The organism is Tropicibacter sp. S64 (genome assembly GCF_049803835.1).
GTDB lineage: Bacteria > Pseudomonadota > Alphaproteobacteria > Rhodobacterales > Rhodobacteraceae > Pacificoceanicola.
In genome coordinates this window covers 117,562-138,464 of the sequence record NZ_JBNAGK010000006.1, presented here as the reverse complement: position 1 = coordinate 138,464, position 20,903 = coordinate 117,562, and the positions used below count along the sequence as shown (strand labels likewise).

Below are 20,903 nucleotides of genomic sequence, written 5' to 3'. Positions count from 1 at the left end.
CTTCTCTGCGCGGAGGGCCGGGTTCGAAAACCCGGCCTTCCTCATTCGTGTCAGGGATGTATGACGGGCGGATGCCCGGCACCAATCACCCCTTGTTGATCGCTTCCATGACGGCCTCGCCCAGCGTGGCGGGGCTGTCGGCAACGACGATTCCGGCGGACTTCATCGCTTCGATCTTGTCCTCTGCGCCGCCCTTGCCACCGGCGACGATGGCACCGGCGTGGCCCATGCGGCGTCCCGGAGGGGCGGTGCGGCCCGCGATGAAACCGGCGGTCGGCTTCCAGCGGCCCTTCTTCTTCTCGTCGGCGAGGAACTGCGCCGCTTCCTCTTCGGCGGAGCCACCGATTTCACCGATCATGATGATCGAAGTGGTCTCCGGGTCGGCGAGGAACATCTCGAGCACGTCGATATGCTCGGTGCCCTTGATTGGGTCGCCGCCGATGCCGACTGCGGAGGACTGGCCGAGGCCCATGTCCGTGGTCTGCTTCACCGCCTCGTAAGTCAGTGTGCCCGAACGGGACACGACGCCGACGGAGCCGCGCTTGTGGATGTGGCCGGGCATGATGCCGATCTTGCAGGCGTCCGGGGTGATGACACCGGGGCAGTTCGGGCCGATCAGGCGGGACTTGGAGGTCTCCAGCGCCCGCTTCACGCGCATCATGTCGAGTACCGGGATGCCCTCGGTGATGCAGACGATCAGCTCCATCTCCGCGTCGATCGCCTCGAGGATCGAGTCGGCGGCAAAGGGCGGCGGGACGTAGATCACGGAGGCATTCGCCTCGGTGACGTGCTTGGCCTCATGCACCGAGTTGAAGACCGGCAGATCGAGGTGGGTGGTGCCGCCCTTGCCGGGCGTCACGCCGCCAACCATCTTCGTGCCGTAGGCAATCGCCTGCTCGGAGTGGAAGGTGCCCTGGGATCCCGTGATCCCCTGACAGATGACTTTGGTGTTTTCGTCTACGAGGACTGCCATTTTTAGGCTCCTATCCTGATTTCACTTTCGCGGGCATGCGGTTTGGCTCAGCAATGTGGCTCGAACCAAAGGGACGCTTCCGCGCGTGTCACTCTCAAGCTGCAGGGCGTTTGTGCCGTTTGGCCACGTCAGAACTGCAGCAATTTGTTTGTTGGGATGATCCTGTACCTTCGCGGAGCTTCTTACTGTTGCTTCCAGAACGGCCGTTGCGGTTGCATTCGGGTTTGGTGCGACAAGTGTTGTCACGCAAGCGCACCCCTGTTCCGTCGGGAAGACATCGACACGCGCCGCGGCATCCTTCAAGTAGAATGAACCATCGTTTTTGCGAAACCCATTTTGCTTGGCGAGTTTCGCGTAGCCAGAAAAATCTGGCGCCGCTTTCAGGCATACAGCTTGATACCCCTTGATTGCCTGCGGCAGCACCTCTTGGGAAGAGGCGTTGCCCGGAATGAAGCCGAGCGCCGCTATTAAGGAGATCCGCAACACCAGGCTTACCCCTTGACCGCCTTAACGATCTTCTGCGCGCCGTCCTTGAGGTCGTCCGCGGCGATCACGTTGAGACCGGAGGTCGCGATGATCTCCTTGCCCTTCTCGACGTTGGTGCCTTCGAGACGCACAACCAGCGGAACCTGCAGGCCGACTTCCTTCACAGCCGCGATCACGCCTTCGGCGATGACGTCGCAGCGCATGATGCCGCCGAAGATGTTGACGAGGATGCCTTTGACGTTCGGATCGGAGGTGATGATCTTGAAGGCTTCGGTCACCTTCTCCTTGGTCGCGCCGCCGCCCACGTCGAGGAAGTTCGCCGGCTCCGCGCCGTAGAGCTTGATGATGTCCATCGTCGCCATGGCGAGGCCCGCGCCGTTCACCATGCAGCCGATCTCACCGTCGAGCGCGATGTAGTTCAGGTCATACTTCGACGCCTGAAGTTCCTTCGCATCCTCTTCCGTCTCGTCGCGCAGTTCCGCGACGTCCGGCTGGCGGTACATGGCGTTGCCGTCGAAGCCGAGCTTGGCGTCCAGCACCTTGAGCTCGTTGCCGGGCATGACGATCAGCGGGTTGATCTCCAGCATCTCCATGTCCTTCTCCATGAAGGCCTTGTAGAGGATGCCCATCAGCTTCACGCATTGCTTCACCGCCGTGCCTTCGAGGCCGAGCGAGAAGGCGATGCGGCGGCCGTGGAACGGCTGGTAGCCGGTGGCCGGATCGACGGAGAAGGAGAGGATCTTCTCAGGCGTCTTCGCCGCCACTTCCTCGATGTCCATGCCGCCCTCGGTGGAGCAGACGAAGGAGACGCGCGAGGTCTGGCGATCCACCAGCAGCGCGAGATACAGCTCACGCTCGATGTCCGAGCCGTCTTCGATGTAGATGCGGTTGACCTGCTTGCCTGCCGGGCCGGTCTGATGCGTCACCAGCGTCTTGCCGAGCATCTTCTTGGCTTGCTCGGCGGCCTCTTCGACCGACTTGGCCAGACGCACGCCACCCTTCTCGCCGGCTTCGGCTTCCTTGAAGGAGCCTTTGCCACGGCCACCGGCGTGAATCTGTGCCTTGACCACCCAGAGCGGGCCATCGAGTTCACCGGCGGCGCGCTTGGCGTCTTCGGCCTTCAGCACAACGCGGCCGTCCGAGACCGGAGCGCCGTATGAGCGCAGAAGCGCCTTGGCTTGATATTCGTGGATGTTCATGGGTCGTCTGTCCCCGCTTTGCTACGATTTGGTGACGGTATAGGCTCGCTTACAGGGCCGGGTTAAACAAAAAATTGCTGCGGAGCGGAAAATACCCCGCTTTTTCGACATTTGTGATCACACGTTTGCAGGGTGTGATCACAAGTTGATTTCCTGTTAGCGCTTGGCAGGGATTCGCCTTGCCGCTAGGCTTTCGGCTGTTAGCGAAACCGGGGTGCGGGCGTGCAGAGCTGGGCCATCGTGATGACCGTATGCGAGCCGCCCGCGCTGGTTCTCGCCAATGTCGCCTGGCACCTCGCCACGGGCGCGGCGGAGGTGCACGTCTATCTCGATGATCCGGACGATCCGGTGGCCGTTCTGCTCAGGGATGTGCCGGGTGCTCGGGTCACCTGCTGCAATCCCGGGCACTGGCGGGACGTCGCCCTCCGCCGCAAGCGCCCGGAGTCGATCAACCGGCGTCAGGCGCTGAACGCGAACCATGCGCTGGCCCGGACCGAGGCGGACTGGCTCTTTCACATCGACGCCGACGAATTCCTCTGGCAGGAGCGGTCGCTCGGCGAGGAACTCGCTGTCGTCTCGGAGTTGAACGTCGAGCTGCACCTGCCTGTCGCAGAACGCCTCTACCGCATCGGCGCACCGCGCGAGACCATCTTCGACGGTCTCTTCCGCACCTCGACGAAGGGCCTGAACCGCTGTGCCGACGGTGGGACACACGACGCCAAAATCTTTGGCGACCATCTCGCGGTCCTGCTGCACGGTGTCCTCGGCCATTCGGCGGGCAAATGCGGCGTCCGCCCCGGGGCGGGGCATCGCCTGGGCATTCACTGGTCTTATCAAGGGGATACTCGGCATCGCGTCGACCGGTACCGCAGCACTTCCACGCGACTTTTGCACTTCGACGGGCTGACGCCGCTGCATTGGCTGTCGAAGCTGGTCCGCTACCGCGACACCGACCCGGATGTCATGGGCGTTGCCGACCACCGCAAGGAACAGATTGCGCTGATGACGGCGATGGTGGACGAACCCTGCGGGCTCATCCAACTCCACGATGAACTCCGCGTCTTCGATGACAGCCGCCTCCAACGCCTGCGCGCCTTCGGTCTCCTGCACGAAGTTCCCTTCGATCCGCGCCCGGCCATTGCGCCGCTGCTGCCAGAGCTGCCGGACCTCAGCCCGGCGGCCTTCGACGCCGCGTTGATCGCACGCACCCCTGTGCTGGCCAGTCAGATCGGTGAGACGGCCCATGCCTGACTTGCCGACCTGGGGCACCGTCTCGACGGTTCTCGAACCCCCGCAGGCCCTGCTCGCCTTTGCCGCGCATCACCTGCACGCCGGGGCAGGGGAGCTCCACCTCTACCTGGACCGCCCCCTTCCGCAGTTCCAGCACTGGGTTGCGGGCAAGCCCGGCGTCTTCGTCACGGTCTGCGATGACCGATACTGGCGCGAAGAGCACGGCCGTGACAGACCCTTCGACAGCCGCTATCGCCAGGTCTACAACGCCAACCATGCCTACAGGCGGGCCAGGGTCGACTGGCTCGCCCATGTGGACGGCGACGAATACATCATCCGCGTCCCGCAGATCCTCCGCTTCATCGCAAGCCAGCCGGACCACGTCGAGGCCATCTCCCTGCACAACGCCGAATTCGTGCAACGGCGCGGGCGGCAGCCGAACCGCATCCTCGATGGCTACTTCCGCAAGCCCTTTCACGCGCCCAATGGGCCAAGGCAACAGCGCGTCTACGGCGACGGCGCACCTTTCCTGCTGCGCGGCTTCTCCGGTTACGCCATTGGCAAGACGTTGTTCCGCACCGGGCGCGATCTCTTCGTCGACATCCACCAACCGGCTCCGCTGGAGCAATGGTACACGCCGAAAAACAAGCGCCGCCAATGGTTTCCGCGCATCGGCTTGTTGCACGTCGATGGCTTTACCCGGGCGCATTGGGAGGCAAAGATGGCAGGCCGCATCGCCAAGATCGTCGAAGGAGAGTTGCAGGGCTACAACCCAGCACGCAAACGCCAGGTGGAGGCGGTTCTCGGTCTGGGTGACGGTGGCCCGGACCTGCATTGGCTCCATGACGCAACCCGCACGCTGACGCCGTGGCAGATGCTGCTGATGGTGCGCTACCGGAAACTCCTGCCGATGCGGCTCAACGTGCTTCCCGCGCTCCGTGCCGAGTTTCCGGATGCCCGCCCGGACCTCTCCCCCGAGGCCGTGGACCGCGAGATCGCTGCGCTGCAATTCGCGGCCTGAGCAAGGAAAAACCCGGGCGCAATCGGCACCCGGGTCTGACATCGGAACAATCTGAGAGGCTTAGGCCAGCGAGCTGTCGATGGCCTTGCAGGCCTCGACAAGGCCCTTCACCGCGTCGACCGACTTGTCGAACATCTCCTGCTCGTCCTTGTTGAGCTTGATGTTGACGATCTTCTCGATGCCACCAGCGCCGATGATGGTCGGCACACCGACATACATGTCCTTCACGCCGATCTCGCCGGTGCAATAGGCGGCGCAGGGCAGCAGGCGCTTCTGGTCCTTGAGATAGGCCTCGGCCATCTCGATCGCGGAGGTCGCGGGGGCGTAGAAGGCCGAACCGGTCTTCAGCAGGCCGACGATCTCGGCGCCGCCGTCGCGGGTGCGCTGGACGATCGCGTCCATCTTCTCCTGCGTGGTCCAGCCCATCTCGATCAGGTCCGGCAGCGGGATGCCGCCAACGGTCGAGTAGCGCACGGAGGGAACCATGGTGTCGCCGTGGCCGCCGAGCACGAAGGCGGTGACGTCCTTCATCGACACGTCGAATTCGAGCGACAGGAAGTGGCGGAAGCGTGCGCTGTCCAGAACGCCAGCCATGCCGCAGACCTTGTTCGCCGGCAGACCGGAGAACTGCTGCAGTGCCCAGACCATCGCGTCGAGCGGGTTGGTGATGCAGATGACGAAGGCGTCCGGGGCGTTGGCGGCGATGCCCTCACCCACGGACTTCATGACCTTGAGGTTGATGCCCAGGAGGTCGTCGCGGCTCATGCCCGGCTTGCGCGGCACACCGGCGGTGACAATGCAGACGTCGGCGCCGGCGATGTCGGCGTAATCCTGCGTGCCCTTGAGCTTGGCGTCGAAGCCTTCGCTCGGGCCGGATTCGGCGATGTCGAGCGCCTTGCCCTCGGGCGTGCCCTCGGCGATGTCGAACAGGACGACGTCGCCCAGTTCCTTCATTGCGGCGAGGTGCGCGAGCGTGCCGCCGATCTGACCTGCGCCGATAAGGGCGATTTTGGGTCTGGCCATGGATATCTCTCCAGTCCTTCGTGAAATTTGGAGATTGCCTAAGCCTTAAGTCTGCGTCGCGCAAGGGCGCTGCACTGCGGCAGATGCCCTGTTAGGGCTATCACTTTGCCGTCGCACGGGATAATGGCTGATTATTCGACAGCTTACGGGGGTGCATCGTTGGAACTGTTCAGCCTGTCCGTCTTCGCCTTTACCATCCCTGCGGTGATTTTCGCTGGCATTTCAAAGGGCGGTTTCGGCTCCGGCGTGGCCTTTGCGTCGTCTTCGATTCTGGCGCTGGTGCTTGATCCGGGCGTGGCGCTTGGCCTCATGCTGCCGCTTCTGATGCTCATGGACGTCAGCAGCCTGCCGGCCTACTGGCGCAAGTGGGACTGGCCTGCGGCCAGGGTGCTGCTGCTCGGCGGCATCCCCGGCACGATCCTCGGCGCGGTGTTCTACGCCTGGGCCGATCCGGACGCGATCCGGCTGATCATCGGGCTTGTCGCCGTGCTGTTCGTCGCCTGGCAGGGCGCACGAAAGTACGGGCTCATTCGCCTCGGCAGCACAAAATTCGGTCCGAAGACCGGCCTTCTCTCCGGTCTCGTTCTTGGTTTCACAAGTTTCGTCAGCCACGCCGGGGGGCCGGCGGCGGCTGTTTACCTGCTGGGGCAGGGGCTCCAGAAGACTGCCTACCAGGCAACGACGGTCCTGATATTCTGGGCCGTCAACCTGTTCAAATCCGGTTTCTACGCCGGGATGGGGATCTTCACGCACGAGACGCTTCTGATGGACCTTGCCCTTGCACCATTCGCGATCCTCGGCACCTGGCTCGGGATCAAGGCGCATCACAAGGTTCCCGAACGTCTCTTCTTCACGATCACTTACGTTGCCCTGACCATAACCGGCCTGAAACTGATCTGGGATGCGCTCACCTGACACGCGGGTCTCGCGTTTTTCCCTGCATCAAACACTCCGGGGAGTCGCGTCAGCGTCGGGGGCAGCGCCCCCATGCGGTTTTAGCTTCAAGAACGTCTCCCCGGCAGGTTCACGCATCGTCGCCCTTCGGCGGCAGCACCTCGGCCAGTTCCTCGAACGCCTGGCCGCTGGCCACGAGGCAGGTCACGCCCTGCGCTGTCGTCACGGTGATCGTCCACGAACCGGTCTCCAGCGAGGCGAACACTTCCATCATGTTGTTGTTTGAGCCGAGGCCCATGGACTGGCGGGTTTCGCCGTACTTGTCGGCGAGGCGGGAGATCACCATGTCGCGCGGTGCACAGTTCTGCGCGCCTTGCGCCTTCACCATGGTTGCCGCACCCAGCAGGATGCCCGCTGACAGCATGGTCAGTTTCACGAATTTGTCCGTCATCACGTTGCCCTTTTGGCTGTGTCCCGGGTGTGCCGCGGCTTTGCCCCGGCCCGGGTTGGATTGGATCCTCTCATGTTTGTCGGGCGATCCCTCGTGCGCCCGGGTTCTGCCATTGTTCGGCTTGATCCCAGCTTCGGCCCGAGGCTCCAAGAAAAGGTTAATGCTGCGTACGGTCCTTCCAATCTGACACATTTCCCACCGGAACCTGGAGAAAATCCGGGCATTTCTGCGTCGCGGCATTTTCGACCTTGAACTTTCCGCCAAAAAATGCCCTGTCTCGCGCAACAATATTTCTCGGAGAAATCATCCATGGACATGGCCGCCCGCCCGTATCGCTCGGTTCTCTATATTCCCGCGTCGAAGGATCGCGCGCTGGAGAAGGCCCGCACGTTGCCCGTAGACGCCATCATTTTCGACCTCGAAGATGCTGTCGCGCCTGCGGAAAAGCCCGGCGCACGGGACACGCTGGCCGCCGCCCTGGCTTCGTCCTACGGCAACCGCACCCGAATCGTCCGCATCAACGGGCTCGACACCGAGTGGGGCGAGGCTGACGCCAAGGCCGCCGCAGCAATGGACTGCGACGCCATCCTCCTGCCCAAGGTCGAAACCGCGGCGCAACTCGATGCCCTCGCCGCGCTCGCCCCGGGCAAGCCGCTCTGGGCGATGATGGAAACGCCCAAAGGCATGCTCGCTGCCGCCGAGATCGCTGCCCACCCGGCGCTCAAGGGCTTTGTCATGGGAACCAACGACCTTGCCAAGGAACTGAATTCCCGCTTCCGCGCTGACCGTCTGCCCATGCTCTCGGGCCTCGGCCTGTGCCTGCTCGCGGCAAAGGCTCACGGCGTCATCATCGTCGACGGCGTCTACAATGCCTTCAAGGATGAGGACGGTCTCAAGGCCGAATGCGAACAGGGGCGCGACATGGGTATGGACGGCAAGACCCTGATTCACCCCGCACAAATCGACATCGCCAACACCGCCTTCGCCCCGTCTGACGCGGAGATCGACCTCGCTCAGCGTCAGATCGCGGCCTATGAGGAGACCGTCGCGCAGGGCGGCGGCGTCGCCGTTGTCGACGGCAAGATCGTCGAGAACCTGCATGTCGAGACCGCCCGCAAGACCCTCGCCAAAGCCGAGGCCATTGCGGCGCTTGCGGAATAAGGGCAGGGTCGCCGCAGCACAGCAAAGGAGACAGCCATGCTGCTTTTGACCCTCGGTGTCGCGCTCTGGTGGGCCGCGCATCTGTTCAAGCGTGTCGCGCCCGAAGCACGGGCAAACATGGGGGACAAGGGAAAGGGTCTGGTCGCTCTCGCGCTGGCCGTATCGATCCTGATGATGATCTTTGGCTACCGTATGGCCGATGGCGCCTTCTTCTGGGGGCGCCATCCCGCCACTGTCGGGATCAACAACCTCCTCATGATCGCCGCCATCTTCTTTACCTCGCCGGGGCCGCGGAAGGGTGCGCTCTTTTACAGGATGCGGCACCCGATGCTCACCGGCTTCCTGCTCTGGGCCATCGCGCACCTTCTGGTGAATGGTGACACGCCCTCCTTCATCCTCTTCGGCGGTCTCGGTCTCTGGGCCATCGTCGAAATGATCGTCATCAACCGCGCCGTGCCCGCCTGGACACCCCCCGCCAAAGGCAGCATTGCGAAGGATGCGATCTTCCTTGTCGCCTCTCTCGTGCTGCTGGGCGTGATCGGCATGATCCACACCTGGCTCGGCTACCCAACCTTCGGATAACCTGATGAAACTCTACCGCTTCCTCTCCGCCGACGACACCTCGGCCTTCTGCCACAAGGTGACCGCAGCCTTGAACAAGGGCTGGGAACTCCACGGCAATCCCACCTACGCCTTCGACGCTGCCAACGGCGTGATGCGCTGCGGGCAGGCGGTGGTGAAGGACGCGCCCGGCGAGTACACCCCGGACATCAAGTTGGGGGAGCAGTGATGGCCAAGACCAACCCGGGACGCTTCTTCGAAGATTACAGCATCGGCCAGGTCCTAGAACATGCGGTGCCGCGCACGGTTTCGGGGGGCGAGCGGGCGCTCTATCACGCGCTCTATCCGGCGCGCCACGCGCTCTATTCGTCGGACCAGTTCGCGCAATCCTGCGGACTGCCCGCTTCGCCGATCGACGATCTTGCCGCCTTTCACGTCATATTCGGCAAGACGGTGCCGGACGTCTCGCTGAACGCGGTGGCCAATCTCGGGTATGCCGAAGGCCGCTGGCTGAAGCCCGTCTATCCGGGCGATACCCTGCGATCCGTCTCCGAAGTCATTGGTCTGAAAGAGAACTCAAACGGCAAGACCGGCGTGGTTTATGTCCGCACACGCGGTCTGAACCAGCGTGATGAAACGGTGATGGAGTATGTCCGCTGGGTCATGGTCCGCAAGAACGACCCCGCCGCCCCCGCGCCGGAAACCGTCCTGCCGGATCTCAAGAAGACCCTGAGCGTAGGCGATCTGACTATCCCCGAGGGGCTCGACTTCTCGGGCTACGACTTCACCCTCGCAGGCGAGCCGCACCGCTGGAGCGATTATGCCATCGGAGAAAAGATCGACCACGTCGACGGTGTGACGATCGAGGAGGCCGAGCACATGCTTGCCACGCGCCTCTGGCAGAACACCGCCAAGGTGCACTTCGACCTGACCTTCCGACCGGAGGGCCGGCTGATTTATGGCGGTCACATCATCTCCATGGCGCGGGCGCTGTCCTTCAACGGGCTTGCAAACGCCCAGATGATCGTTGGTCTCAACAGCGGCGCCCATGCCAATCCCTGTTTCGCCGGACTAACGGTCAAGGCGTGGTCCGAGGTGCTGGACAAGGCCGAAACCGCCGCGCCCGGTGTCGGGGCCATCCGCCTGCGCCTCGTGGCGACGAAAGGTGGCGATCCGTTCACGCTCAAGAGCGAAGACGGGAAATATGACGGAAACGTCTTGCTTGACCTCGATTACTGGGCCTTGATGCCGATGTAATGCTCAAAGCGCGCCTCGATAAGCTGCACCACAAACTCGGCGAGACAGTGTTCCTCGACGCGCTTCAAAGCCATGTGACGGGGCAGCGCAAAACCCGGGTCGACGGGGCTGTGACGCTGCTTTCCCTGCTCATCCTCCTGATCCCCGTGCTGCTGGCGGTGGCGGGGATCTACCTGGCCTGGATCGGCTTTCCGCATGTGCTTGTGCTGATCGTCGCGGGCTTGCTGATTGCTCTGGCGGTGTATCTCGGACCGCGCCTTCACCGGATTCCAAAAGACGCGCTCGGCCCGGACGAGTTGCCGCAAACCTTCGCGCTGATCGACGCGGTCGGCGACCGGCTCATCGCGCCGCCGATCCGCTACGTGGTCTTCGACGGCCTTCTGAATGCCGGCGTCTCGACCATCCGCAACCAGCATGTGCTGCATATCGGTCTGCCGTTGTGGCTGAGCCTGCCCCGCGAGGGCCGTATCGCCGTTCTCGCGCACGAACAGGCGCACCTCGTCAATGATGACCCCCGACGCAGCGGGCTGCTGGGCCGGGCGCTCGAACAACTCGATCACTGGGATGCCTTGTTGGCGCCGGACATTGCGCGGGACTGGTACACGGACGAAGAAATCCGCGTCGGTCGCGGCATCATGTCCGACATCATCACTGGCGCGGTGCAAGGCGTGATCGACCTTCTGCGCTTTACCTTGCTGCGGCTCTCTTACGTTCGCGCGCAGCACGCCGAGTACCTCGCCGATGCTCTGGCCATGAGGGTGGCGGGGCGGGACGCCATGCTGGCCGAACTTGACACGCTCATCGGGATCGAAGCCGTCGCGACGATCTGGCGGCGGGCCGAGCCGCTGCCCGGCGAGAGCGGGCGCGATTTCCTGTACCGCATCGCCGCCGACTGTCGTGCGCTGGACCCGGACACCCGCGCCGCGGCCCGGGCGCGCGGGCTGGAGCAGAAGCTCGCCCTCACCGACACCCATCCGCCCAGCCATTACCGCATCGCCTTTCTCAAGTCGCTGGAAGCGCCCGCCGTGCAGCCGTTCACCTGGGACAAATGGCGGCGCGTGGAGGCGGAGATCGACAGGCACGTGGCAAAGATCGGCGACCGCCTTCTGCTTTCGCTCGAACGTCAGTGATCGCCAAGCCCGCAGACCGCAGGGACAGGGGGCATCGGCACCCCCGGGATTAAAAAGAGTCACATATCCGCCCCCTTGCCGGTATCATCCGCGCGGGGAAGGGAATCGTCTGCTTCGGGGGTTGTCATGACACACCACACCTTGCCACTGGCTCCGATCGACGTTCTGGACATACCGGAACAGGAAATCTCGGAGGTGATCCGCGCGCTCATCGGGCACCGGCAACTCACGCCTCTGATGCGCCGGATCAACGCTGATCTGCACTCGGGCAACCGCACTCTGCGCCAGCAGAGCCGGTCCGCGTTGCAAAGGCTCGGATTTCCCGAGTAAATAAATCAGACTTGGAATCAAAGGCATCCTGCGCGGGGCGCCCATTTCCCGTGCGTATCCCTGATTTGTGATCACACATTTTCAGCCGTGATCACAAATTAACGGAAAACATCGGAATCGCGCCAAAAAACCGCGGTTGTTAGCGCTCAGCCCTCGTGACTTGTGCTGCAAATGCATTACAAGCGGGCCAAGGGAACTCAGCAGGGATCATTCTCATGGCCGACGTCAACCGGGGCAACCGCCCGCTTTCTCCTTTCATGATCGGACAGTACTACCGTCCGCAAATGACCTCGATCTCTTCGATCATGGTCCGCATCACCGGAATCGCCTCGCTCGGGACCGCCTTCCTGCTGGTCTGGTGGCTGCTCGCCGCCGCGACTTCCGAAGGCGCCTTCGCCGTGGCGGACGGCATCCTGCGCAGCTTCGTCGGTGACATCATCCTGCTGCTTGCGACCTGGGCAATCTGGTATCACATGCTCGGTCGACTGCGGCACGTGATCTGGGATCTCGGCTACTTCGTCGAGGTGGAGATTTCCGAGAAGATGGGCATGGGCATGTTCATCGGGGCAACCGTCCTGACCCTCTTCACCGCAATCGTCGTATAAGAAGGAGACCGCGACATGGCATTCCTCACCGATCGCAAGCGCGCAACAGGTCTCGGTTCGGGCCGTCGGGGCACCGAGCATCATTGGAAGATGATGATCTCCTCCGTGGCCCTCGTGGTCCTTGTTCCCCTCTTCGTCTTCACCTTCGGCGCGGGCATGGGCGGCACCTACGAAGAGGTGCTCGCCTACTTCTCCCGCCCGTTCCCGGCCATCGTCACCGCGCTGACCGCCGTTGTCGCGATCCTGCACTTCAAGGCAGAAGCCGAGGAGGCGATCATCGACTACGTGCACGGCACAGCGGGCAAGCTGGCGCTGGTCGCGGTCACCGCCTTCTCCTGGGCCCTGATCGTCTCCGCGCTCTTCGCCCTCGTGAAACTCGCCCTCTGATCCGGACGCGGCAAGGATAAAGAAAAATGACAGCAGCTTACCAATACGAGACGCATGACTATGACGTCGTGGTGGTCGGGGCCGGCGGCGCTGGCCTTCGCGCGACCCTCGGCATGTCCGAGCAGGGTCTGCGCACCGCCTGCGTGACCAAGGTATTCCCGACCCGCTCGCACACCGTTGCGGCGCAGGGCGGCATTGCCGCCTCCCTGTCGAACATGGGCCCGGACAGCTGGCAGTGGCACATGTACGACACCGTGAAGGGCTCCGACTGGCTCGGCGACACCGACGCGATGGAGTACCTCGCCCGCTCCGCGCCCGCCGCGGTCTACGAACTGGAGCACTACGGCGTTCCCTTCAGCCGCACCGAGGAAGGCAAGATCTACCAGCGTCCCTTCGGCGGCCACACCACCGAATTCGGCGAAGGCCCGCCCGTGCAGCGCACCTGCGCGGCGGCGGACCGCACCGGCCATGCCATCCTGCACACGCTTTATGGCCAGAGCCTCAAGAACAACGCCGAGTTCTACATCGAATATTTCGCCATCGACCTGCTGATGGAAGACGGCGTCTGCAAGGGCGTCCTGTGCTGGAAGCTCGACGACGGCACCATGCATGTCTTCAACGCGAAGATGGTCGTGCTGGCGACGGGCGGCTATGGCCGCGCCTACTTCTCCGCTACCTCCGCGCATACCTGCACCGGTGACGGCGGCGGCATGGTGGCCCGCGCGGGTCTGCCCCTGCAGGACATGGAATTCGTCCAGTTCCACCCGACCGGCATTTACGGCTCCGGCTGCCTCATCACCGAGGGCGCACGCGGCGAGGGCGGTTACCTGACCAACTCCGAAGGCGAGCGTTTCATGGAGCGCTATGCGCCGACCTACAAGGACCTCGCCCCCCGTGACTACGTCTCGCGTTCCATGACCATGGAAATCCGCGAAGGGCGGGGTGTGGGCGCCGAGGGCGACCACATTCACCTGAACCTCTCGCACCTGCCCGCCGAGGCGCTGGCGGAGCGTCTGCCGGGCATCTCCGAAAGCGCGAAGATCTTCGCTGGTGTCGACGTCACCAAGGAGCCGATCCCGGTTCTGCCGACCGTGCATTACAACATGGGTGGCATTCCGACGAACTACTGGGGCGAAGTGCTGAACCCCTCGTCCGAAGACCAGAACGCCATCGTTCCGGGCCTGATGGCGGTGGGCGAGGCGGGCTGCGCCTCAGTGCACGGGGCGAACCGCCTCGGCTCCAACAGCCTTATCGACCTCGTGGTCTTCGGCCGCGCCGCTGCCATCCGCGCCGGCAAGGTTGTCGATCCAGAGGCCGCCACGCCGAAGGCCCCGAAAGCCGAGATCGAAAAGGCCTTCGCCCGCTTCGACCACCTGCGTCATGCCAAGGGCGCGATCCCGACCGCGGACCTGCGCCTCGAGATGCAGAAGACCATGCAGCGCGACGCCGCCGTCTTCCGCACCGCGAAGACCATGGCGGAGGGAGTCGAGGCCATGACTGCCATCGCTGGCAAGATGGGCGACCTCAAGGTCACGGATCGCAGCCTGATCTGGAACTCCGACCTCATGGAGACGCTGGAGCTGACCAACCTCATGCCGAACGCCTTGGCGACCATCGTCGGCGCCGAGGCGCGCAAAGAAAGTCGTGGCGCCCACGCGCATGAGGACTACACTACCCGGGATGATGAAAACTGGCGCGTGCACACCATTGCCCGCGTCGATGACACCGCGGTCGAGCTCAGCTATCGCCCCGTCATCACCGATCCTCTGACCACGGAGGACGAGGGTGGCATCGAACTGAAGCGGATCGCGCCCAAAGCGAGGACCTTCTGACATGCGCCTGCCCCTGATCCTGTCTGCCGCCGTTGCCCTCTCCGGCGCGTTCCTGTCCTCCGCCGCGATGGCGGACGACACCTCGGCGGCCTCCGAACAGGGGCAGCGCGAAATCCTCGTGGCCTGCAACGATCGCCTGTTCGGCGTGCCCTACGGCGGGCAGGAGATCGTCATGGAGACCACTTGGCGCAACAACATGCCGATGGTTCGGGTCATCGCGGGCGGTGCCCGCACCGCGAACGAAGCCTATGAAGTCAACGCCTGCGCGGCACGTCATCTCGGCCTGAATGCCGTGACACGCGGGGTGGGCGGCATGAGCTTCGGGTGCTACCCGGGCGCGCCCAAGCTGTACCGAGGCACGAATTATTGCTGGAACTGACCCGACATACGGTGGCGCTTCTGGTCGGCGTGCTTCTCCTGTCGGCCTGCGACACGCAGACCCAGGACCAGATCGCCCGCGAGGCCGCCCGCTCGACCGTGACCCGCGTCGTGACAAACCGCTTCCCCGGCGTGCCGGTGGAGCCTGCGATTGACTGCGTGATCGCGGGCGCCAACGCCTACCAGATCCGGTCGCTTGCGCTGGACACCCTGGGCGGCCCGACGGAGTCGAGCATCGAGATCGTTACCCAGATCGTCTCCAAGCGCGAGACCCTGACCTGCCTGGCGGCCAATGGCCTGCCCCCACTGCTTCGATAAGGAGAGAGAGATGGTTCAATTCACTCTGCCGAAAAACTCCACCATCCGGGTGGGCAAGACCTGGCCCAAGCCGGACGGCGCAACCAATGTCCGCAAGTTCCAGATCTACCGCTGGTCGCCCGATGACGGCGAGAACCCGCGTGTCGACAGTTACTTCCTCGACATGGACAAATGCGGGCCGATGGTTCTGGACGCGCTGATCAAGATCAAGAACGAGATCGACCCGACGCTGACCTTCCGCCGCTCCTGCCGCGAGGGCATCTGCGGCTCCTGTGCAATGAACATCGACGGCATCAACACGCTCGCCTGCATCTACGGCCTCGACGAGATCAAAGGTGACGTGGTCAAGATCTACCCGCTGCCGCACATGCCGGTGGTCAAGGATCTCATTCCCGACCTCACCCATTTCTACGCGCAGCACGCCTCCATCATGCCTTGGCTGGAGACGAAGACGAACCGCCCCGCGAAGGAGTGGAAGCAGTCCATCGAGGACCGCAAGAAGCTCGACGGGCTCTATGAATGCGTCATGTGCGCGTCGTGCTCGACCTCCTGCCCGTCCTACTGGTGGAACGGCGATCGTTACCTCGGACCGGCCGCGCTGCTGCACGCTTACCGCTGGATCATCGACAGCCGCGACGAGGCCACCGGCGAGCGGCTCGACAACCTCGAGGACCCGTTCAAGCTCTACCGCTGCCACACCATCATGAACTGCGCGAAGACCTGCCCGAAGGGTCTGAACCCGGCCAAGGCCATCGCGGAGATCAAGCAGATGATGGTCGACCGCGCGGTCTGATGCCGGACGATCCGCTGAAATTCCAGAGCCCCGAGGAGTTGGAAGCACTTCTCGGGGCTTTGTCGTCCCGGCTGCATTACATCAACCGCGTCGCCGCCGGGGAGAGCGGCTATTACTGGTGGTACGCAGAGCTTCTCCGCGCCGCGGCCCGCCTCGCTCCGCTGTTGAACGACGAGGAGATGCGCAAGACATTCGGCGATGGCTGGACCCCCGGCACCGATCCCGATCCCCGCGCCCGCATGCTCGTCTTGCTTGAGGAAAAGCTGCCAAGGCGTTGACCTTACGACATTTGCACGGAAGGCAAACCGACCATGCGAACATGGGCCGTGTCATCGGCGGCTTGCGGGTCTATGTCAGTGGGCAGGGAGGGGTAGCCAGATCCGAAAGGCAACTCCGATGAGTGAGCAGCAGCAAAACCCGCAATTCCAAGCCGCCAAAGCCGCGCTTGAAGCCCTCGATCAGGCCTGGGCCTACTTCATCCCCGAGCCGCGCGAGCCGGTGCAGACCCCGGTCTACGAGGACATCCCGCTCGCGGCGTAACAGCGCCCGGCACGAAAAAAGGGCCGCGCAACGCGGCCCTTTTCAAGTCTGAGAACCAAAGGCTCAGGCGCGCTTGCGCCGGCGCAGGGCGCCCATGGCACCGAGCCCCGCAATCATCAGCCAGCCAGCGGCCGGCAGCGGTACTTCGGAACTCACGCCCGGCAGCGGGCTGCCCGGATCGGCACCGTTGATGGTCAGCACGGACTTCGAGAGGGTCAGCAACCAATTTCCGGAATTGGTGGCGTCAATGTCGACGCGCACCTGAAGACCGTTTGCGATCTCGTCGTAGAAATCGCTGGAAATGGTGAATTCAGCAAAGCTGAACTGGTCGTTCACGCCGGTCATCGCGCCCAGCAGGACCCACATGCTGTTGGTCGCGTCCCAGATCTCGATATTGTCGACCTCGCCGTTGATACCGTCGACGTAATCCACGTCATAGCCACTGACGTAGAGCGACGCAGAACTGATCGGGTCGGTCAGAGCGCCATGCGTCCAGCCCCAGTCCATGGTCATGTTCCGATAGTAGGGGTTGGTGAGAAAAGAGGTGCCTTCCGGCAGGAAGAAATTGTCCACGAACGATGTCGTCGAATCGACCGTGTCGGACGCGCCCAGCGCAAAGGCGGATGTCGCGGACACCGCCACCACCGCGGCCGCGGCAAGGGTCTTCAAGAGAGTCATCGGTCACTCCAGCCGATAAGGTTTAATAATGTGTTAACAAGTCGGATTGCCTTGAAAATGTCAAAGTTTAACTTTCGTTAACCAGGAAATGGGTCCCGAAACCATCAGTTCCCTGTGACCCGTGTCACGCTATTCCTGTTTGGGTTGTGGCTTTCGCGTGCGCACTAATGCATTGAGGGAGGGGGACCCTTTCTCTGACTTCTTGGCTTCCCCTAGGGAAACTTGCTATGATTCGCAAATGCTTATCGTTGTCGGCCTGATCATTGCCTTCATCCTCGTCGCGGTCTTCTCCAACCGTGCGACCCGCCGCTGCCGGTGGCGTGAGTATCGTGCAGATGAGGGAAGCCGCTGGACCTGTGTCGCCTGCGGACGGGAAACAGCCGGGCCGATAGGTGTCGCGCCAAAGGCCTGCCTGTTGGACAATCCGGGATCATGATGTCGATCACCTTTCTTTGCCCGCCCGAACTCGATGGCCTGATCCCACGCCCAGTGCCCGCCGGGCAGGCGCTGCCGGATTGGTTCCGGGACATGCCCCGCGCACTCAGCCCGCACATGCCCGCCAGCACCGTGCGTGCCTGCCTGCCTGTAACCGACGCCCTGACGCTGGGCTGGATGCTGCCGCTGCCAGTGGACCTGACCGTCACACGCGACCCGACCAGCGGCGCGTTGAATTTCGGCTGGGACACATCGGCCCCGATCGAACCGCTGGCCCTCCACCACCCGGCCCAGATCGGTGCCGACAAACCTCCGTTCCTCGGACGGCAACCAATGAAATTCATCAATCCCTGGCGCGTGATCCTGCCACCAGGCTGGTCGGCACTGTTCGTCCAACCCATCAACCATTTTGAGCTGCCCTTCCAGACCTTCGCGGGCGCAGTTGACTGCGATGCTCTGGATGTGCCGGTGAATATTCCCTTCCTCTGGACCGATCAGTCCGCCCGGTACAGTCTCCCGGCCGGCACACCCATCGCGCAGATCATTCCATTCGAACGCCGCGCTCTGAAGCTGAGCGCCGAGAGTCGTGCCGAAACCGCCGCCGAGGCAGAGGCCCGCGCCACTGCGAAGCACCGCAAGCACACGGAAGAATCGGTTTACGCGCGCGAATGGCGGCGGCGGCACGAACGGGAAGGGTAGGGCAGGCCGGCAAGGTCTTTCGCCCGGCTTGCGCCGGTCGACCAACGCGCCTGCCCTGCGGTCAGGCGCGTGCGGGGGCTCTGCCCCCACGGCTTTGCAAGCCTCCCCCGGAGGTATTTGGAAAGAGAAGAAACAAGGGGGCTTGTTCACGAGGCTTTAACCATCCCAGGCGTTCTATGAGTGCGCGGTACAGGCTGGAGAGCCGATGACCGCAAGAGGAGAAACCCCACTGTCCCCTGCTGATCGGGCCGGGACGGTGGGGTGGACCGGATCCCGGTCTCTTCGATTTCCAAGTGCTCGCAGGCACGCCAGCCGGGGCCGCGGCCTCTGGACAAGATGTTCCGACAGTCGCCATACAGGAGCGAAAGCCCAGGTGACCGCCATGACCCAACCGCCGCCCGACGCCGCCGCTCGCCGCGCCATCCCGCCGGTGATCTGCTATCCGACCGAAACACTGCCGCAACCAGACCTCGACCTCTATACGCGCGCCTTGTCCACCGCAGAGGTCACCGCAACCCACACAGCCGCGCCCCGCGATGCCTGCGCGTTTCGGGTCCGCGCGGGGCAGTTCTTCCGCATTGCCTGTACGACAGGGTCACAGGTCGGGGATCTCAACCTGTGGCATGCGGACGACCTGTCCGAGCGCTTCTTCTCCGGCAAGACACGGGCGCTGCACGGCACCCATGTGACCACCGGCGACCGGCTGTGGAGCGCCTTGCCGCACCTGCGCCCGATGGCCACTCTCGTTGCCGACAGTCTCGACTGGTACGGCATCGACGCCCACGGCGGCGCGGTGCATGACGTGATCGGCACCCGGTGCGATCCCTACACGCACAGGCTGCTCAGCGAGGGGGACGACTACCACCACTGTTGCCACTCGAACCTCACCCGCGCCCTTGCGCGCGCCACGGGGCTTTCGTGCGCGGAGGCGGAGCCGCACGTCCATGATGTCCTCAACGTCTTCATGTGCACCGGCTTCACCCGCGACACATCCCGGTATTTCATGAAGGCAAGCCCGGCACGCCCGGGCGACCACCTCACGCTGTTTGCCGAGATAGACCTCCTCGGAGCGCTCAGCGCCTGCCCCGGCGGCGATTGTAGCGCCGAGCATAGTTCCGACGTCGCGGTCTGCCATCCTCTGCGGGTCGACATCCTCACGCCGGATCCGGCTGTGCTGGCCGGTTGGGGGCCGCCGGAGCGGAGCGGTTACGACCGCAGCCACGGCCTGTAGGGCGGGGCTTTGCCCCGCACCCGGGCACGAATGAACCGCAGGACGGCACGGCGCCCTGCGGTTCGCGATAGGGCAGGAGTTGGCAGGTCGGGGTCAGGCGAAGGCCGCCTCGAGAGCGATCTCGACCATATCGCCGAACGACCGTTCCCGCTCGTCCGACGGCAGCGCCTCGTGGGTCAGCAGGTGGTCCGATACCGTCAGCACCGCGAGCGCCCGGACTCCGAACCGCGCGGCCAGATTATACAACTCCGCCGCTTCCATTTCTACACCCAGTATTCCGTGGCGCTCCATCTGGTCATTCAGATCCGGTCGTTCGTCATAAAAGACGTCGGAGGAATATATGCCGCCAACGTGATGTGGAATGGAACGCCGCTTTGCAACCTCCGCGGCATTGCGCAGCAATTCGAAATTCGCGCAGGGCGCAAAATTCAACTCCCGGAATATACCGCGCGACGGCGTGGAAAGCGACGAGGCCGTCATTGCCAGAATGACGTCACGGATGTTCACGGACTTTTGCATTGCGCCACAGGATCCAATTCGGATCAGCGTCTTGGCACCGTAGTCGCGGATCAACTCGTTGACATAGATCGAAAGGCTCGGCATCCCCATGCCCGAGCCGTGGATCGTCACCCGGTTGCCTTTGTACGTCCCGGTATATCCCAACATGCCCCGCACGCGGTTGACGCATTCGGGATTGTCGAGAAACGTTTGTGCGGCCCATTCTGCCCGCAGCGGGTCTCCGGGCAGAAGCACAGTCTCGGCAATCTGCCCCGGTTTTGCGCCAATATGAACTGTCATGACCGCGCGCCGATCAGAGGCTCAGTTCGTCCAGCGAAGTGCCGGCCTTCAGGGCGGCGATCACCCAATTCGGCTTGCGGCCGCGGCCCGTCCAGGTCTGGCTCGGGTCTTCGGGGTTGGCGTATTTCGGCGCACCCTTGGAACCCTTGGCACCGGCGCCGATAACCTCGTCCAGAGAATAGCCGAATTTCTTCGCCGCATCTTCCGCAGCGCGTTTCGCTTCTGCCCGGCGACGCGCGTCCACCGATTTCAACGCTTTTTGCGCGTCCTTGATCAGTGTTTGCAACTCTTCCCGGGACAGGCTTTCCAAGTCGATTGTCATGTTTGGACTCCATTTCTGTAATGAGACAAATAAAAAAATTCTCTGCATTCACAAGAGGACATTTGTGTCAGGATGTTAACCACAGGTTAAAAGCAGAAAAATGGTCTATAAACGGCAAAAAGCCGCTCACCAATTAAGGGAGCGGCTCGTTAACTATTCTTACCAGAGTTG

Annotated in this window: 27 protein-coding genes; 19 read left to right on the top strand and 8 right to left on the bottom strand. The window is 63.3% G+C overall.

What is annotated here, in order from left to right:
• Positions 1 to 85 precede the first annotated feature (85 nt).
• The 3 genes from sucD to sucC are packed head-to-tail and all read right to left on the bottom strand — an operon-like array spanning position 86 to position 2,658.
• Positions 86 to 973, bottom strand: a complete 888-nt coding sequence (gene sucD, locus ACP159_RS11385) for a succinate--CoA ligase subunit alpha (RefSeq protein ID WP_425099836.1) — start codon at positions 971 to 973, stop codon at positions 86 to 88.
• A 21-nt stretch (positions 974 to 994) separates the two neighbouring features.
• Positions 995 to 1,459 (bottom strand): hypothetical protein, encoded by a 465-nt coding sequence (locus ACP159_RS11380; RefSeq protein WP_425099835.1) that lies wholly within the window; start codon positions 1,457 to 1,459, stop codon positions 995 to 997.
• A gap of 5 nt (positions 1,460 to 1,464) precedes the next feature.
• Positions 1,465 to 2,658: an ADP-forming succinate--CoA ligase subunit beta gene (gene sucC / locus ACP159_RS11375; protein ID WP_425099834.1), complete on the bottom strand. Its 1,194-nt coding sequence runs from the start codon at positions 2,656 to 2,658 to the stop codon at positions 1,465 to 1,467.
• A 222-nt stretch (positions 2,659 to 2,880) separates the two neighbouring features.
• On the opposite strand from sucC, the gene ACP159_RS11370 reads away from it, so the two are divergent.
• Entirely contained in the window at positions 2,881 to 3,909 is a 1,029-nt protein-coding gene (locus tag ACP159_RS11370) for a glycosyltransferase family 2 protein (protein ID WP_425099832.1), read from the top strand.
• Positions 3,902 to 4,909, top strand: a complete 1,008-nt coding sequence (locus tag ACP159_RS11365) for a glycosyltransferase family 2 protein (protein ID WP_425099830.1) — start codon at positions 3,902 to 3,904, stop codon at positions 4,907 to 4,909. Before ACP159_RS11370 ends, ACP159_RS11365 begins: the two co-directional genes overlap by 8 nt.
• A gap of 60 nt (positions 4,910 to 4,969) precedes the next feature.
• Here ACP159_RS11365 and mdh read toward each other — a convergent pair whose 3' ends face one another.
• Positions 4,970 to 5,932, bottom strand: a complete 963-nt coding sequence (gene mdh / locus ACP159_RS11360) for a malate dehydrogenase (protein WP_425099829.1) — start codon at positions 5,930 to 5,932, stop codon at positions 4,970 to 4,972.
• 123 nt (positions 5,933 to 6,055) lie between these two features.
• On the opposite strand from mdh, the gene ACP159_RS11355 reads away from it, so the two are divergent.
• Entirely contained in the window at positions 6,056 to 6,847 is a 792-nt protein-coding gene (locus tag ACP159_RS11355; RefSeq protein ID WP_425099828.1) for a sulfite exporter TauE/SafE family protein, read from the top strand.
• A 109-nt stretch (positions 6,848 to 6,956) separates the two neighbouring features.
• Here the strand turns inward: ACP159_RS11355 and ACP159_RS11350 are convergent, their stop codons facing one another.
• Positions 6,957 to 7,277: a hypothetical protein gene (locus ACP159_RS11350; protein WP_425099827.1), complete on the bottom strand. Its 321-nt coding sequence runs from the start codon at positions 7,275 to 7,277 to the stop codon at positions 6,957 to 6,959.
• Positions 7,278 to 7,586: 309 nt separating this feature from the next.
• On the opposite strand from ACP159_RS11350, the gene ACP159_RS11345 reads away from it, so the two are divergent.
• The 14 genes from ACP159_RS11345 (at position 7,587) to ACP159_RS11280 (ending at position 16,569) form a co-directional block, all read left to right on the top strand.
• Entirely contained in the window at positions 7,587 to 8,438 is an 852-nt protein-coding gene (locus ACP159_RS11345) for an HpcH/HpaI aldolase/citrate lyase family protein (protein WP_425099826.1), read from the top strand.
• 36 nt (positions 8,439 to 8,474) lie between these two features.
• Positions 8,475 to 9,020, top strand: a complete 546-nt coding sequence (locus ACP159_RS11340) for an NnrU family protein (RefSeq protein ID WP_425099825.1) — start codon at positions 8,475 to 8,477, stop codon at positions 9,018 to 9,020.
• 4 nt (positions 9,021 to 9,024) lie between these two features.
• Positions 9,025 to 9,228, top strand: a complete 204-nt coding sequence (locus ACP159_RS11335; protein ID WP_425099824.1) for a DUF1737 domain-containing protein — start codon at positions 9,025 to 9,027, stop codon at positions 9,226 to 9,228.
• A complete protein-coding gene (locus ACP159_RS11330; RefSeq protein WP_425099823.1) occupies positions 9,228 to 10,256 on the top strand; it encodes a MaoC family dehydratase in 1,029 nt (342 codons plus the stop codon). Before ACP159_RS11335 ends, ACP159_RS11330 begins: the two co-directional genes overlap by 1 nt.
• The gene (locus tag ACP159_RS11325) at positions 10,256 to 11,386 is read left to right on the top strand and encodes a M48 family metallopeptidase (protein WP_425099822.1); all 1,131 of its coding nucleotides are present in this window, start codon (positions 10,256 to 10,258) and stop codon (positions 11,384 to 11,386) included. The genes ACP159_RS11330 and ACP159_RS11325 overlap by 1 nt, the downstream gene beginning before the upstream one ends.
• 126 nt (positions 11,387 to 11,512) lie before the next feature.
• Positions 11,513 to 11,716 carry a hypothetical protein gene (locus tag ACP159_RS11320; RefSeq protein WP_425099821.1) on the top strand — a complete coding sequence of 68 codons (204 nt, stop codon included), beginning with the start codon at positions 11,513 to 11,515 and terminating at the stop codon, positions 11,714 to 11,716.
• Between the two features lie 215 nt (positions 11,717 to 11,931).
• Positions 11,932 to 12,321: a succinate dehydrogenase, cytochrome b556 subunit gene (gene sdhC / locus ACP159_RS11315; protein WP_425099820.1), complete on the top strand. Its 390-nt coding sequence runs from the start codon at positions 11,932 to 11,934 to the stop codon at positions 12,319 to 12,321.
• Between the two features lie 15 nt (positions 12,322 to 12,336).
• Entirely contained in the window at positions 12,337 to 12,708 is a 372-nt protein-coding gene (sdhD, locus tag ACP159_RS11310; RefSeq protein ID WP_425099819.1) for a succinate dehydrogenase, hydrophobic membrane anchor protein, read from the top strand.
• Between the two features lie 26 nt (positions 12,709 to 12,734).
• Positions 12,735 to 14,540: a succinate dehydrogenase flavoprotein subunit gene (gene sdhA / locus ACP159_RS11305; protein ID WP_425099818.1), complete on the top strand. Its 1,806-nt coding sequence runs from the start codon at positions 12,735 to 12,737 to the stop codon at positions 14,538 to 14,540.
• A gap of 1 nt (position 14,541) precedes the next feature.
• Entirely contained in the window at positions 14,542 to 14,919 is a 378-nt protein-coding gene (locus ACP159_RS11300) for a hypothetical protein (RefSeq protein ID WP_425099817.1), read from the top strand.
• Positions 14,907 to 15,236, top strand: a complete 330-nt coding sequence (locus tag ACP159_RS11295) for a hypothetical protein (RefSeq protein ID WP_425099816.1) — start codon at positions 14,907 to 14,909, stop codon at positions 15,234 to 15,236. Before ACP159_RS11300 ends, ACP159_RS11295 begins: the two co-directional genes overlap by 13 nt.
• 10 nt (positions 15,237 to 15,246) lie before the next feature.
• On the top strand, positions 15,247 to 16,029 hold the full coding sequence (locus ACP159_RS11290; protein WP_425099815.1) for a succinate dehydrogenase iron-sulfur subunit: 783 nt from the start codon (positions 15,247 to 15,249) through the stop codon (positions 16,027 to 16,029).
• Positions 16,029 to 16,307, top strand: a complete 279-nt coding sequence (locus tag ACP159_RS11285; protein WP_425099814.1) for a hypothetical protein — start codon at positions 16,029 to 16,031, stop codon at positions 16,305 to 16,307. The genes ACP159_RS11290 and ACP159_RS11285 overlap by 1 nt, the downstream gene beginning before the upstream one ends.
• A gap of 118 nt (positions 16,308 to 16,425) precedes the next feature.
• Positions 16,426 to 16,569 carry a hypothetical protein gene (locus tag ACP159_RS11280; RefSeq protein ID WP_425099813.1) on the top strand — a complete coding sequence of 48 codons (144 nt, stop codon included), beginning with the start codon at positions 16,426 to 16,428 and terminating at the stop codon, positions 16,567 to 16,569.
• A 63-nt stretch (positions 16,570 to 16,632) separates the two neighbouring features.
• Here ACP159_RS11280 and ACP159_RS11275 read toward each other — a convergent pair whose 3' ends face one another.
• Entirely contained in the window at positions 16,633 to 17,247 is a 615-nt protein-coding gene (locus tag ACP159_RS11275; protein WP_425099812.1) for a VPLPA-CTERM sorting domain-containing protein, read from the bottom strand.
• A gap of 432 nt (positions 17,248 to 17,679) precedes the next feature.
• Here ACP159_RS11275 and ACP159_RS11270 point away from each other — a divergent pair, with 432 nt between their 5' ends.
• Together ACP159_RS11270 and ACP159_RS11265 are read left to right on the top strand one after the other, a co-directional pair.
• A complete protein-coding gene (locus ACP159_RS11270) occupies positions 17,680 to 18,381 on the top strand; it encodes a hypothetical protein (RefSeq protein WP_425099811.1) in 702 nt (233 codons plus the stop codon).
• Positions 18,382 to 18,763: 382 nt separating this feature from the next.
• A complete protein-coding gene (locus ACP159_RS11265; protein WP_425099810.1) occupies positions 18,764 to 19,612 on the top strand; it encodes an urea carboxylase-associated family protein in 849 nt (282 codons plus the stop codon).
• Between the two features lie 93 nt (positions 19,613 to 19,705).
• On the opposite strand, the gene deoD is transcribed toward ACP159_RS11265, so the two are convergent.
• Positions 19,706 to 20,410, bottom strand: a complete 705-nt coding sequence (gene deoD / locus ACP159_RS11260) for a purine-nucleoside phosphorylase (protein ID WP_425099809.1) — start codon at positions 20,408 to 20,410, stop codon at positions 19,706 to 19,708.
• A 13-nt stretch (positions 20,411 to 20,423) separates the two neighbouring features.
• Positions 20,424 to 20,732 carry an H-NS family nucleoid-associated regulatory protein gene (locus ACP159_RS11255; protein ID WP_425099808.1) on the bottom strand — a complete coding sequence of 103 codons (309 nt, stop codon included), beginning with the start codon at positions 20,730 to 20,732 and terminating at the stop codon, positions 20,424 to 20,426.
• Between the last annotated feature and the right edge of the window lie 171 nt (positions 20,733 to 20,903).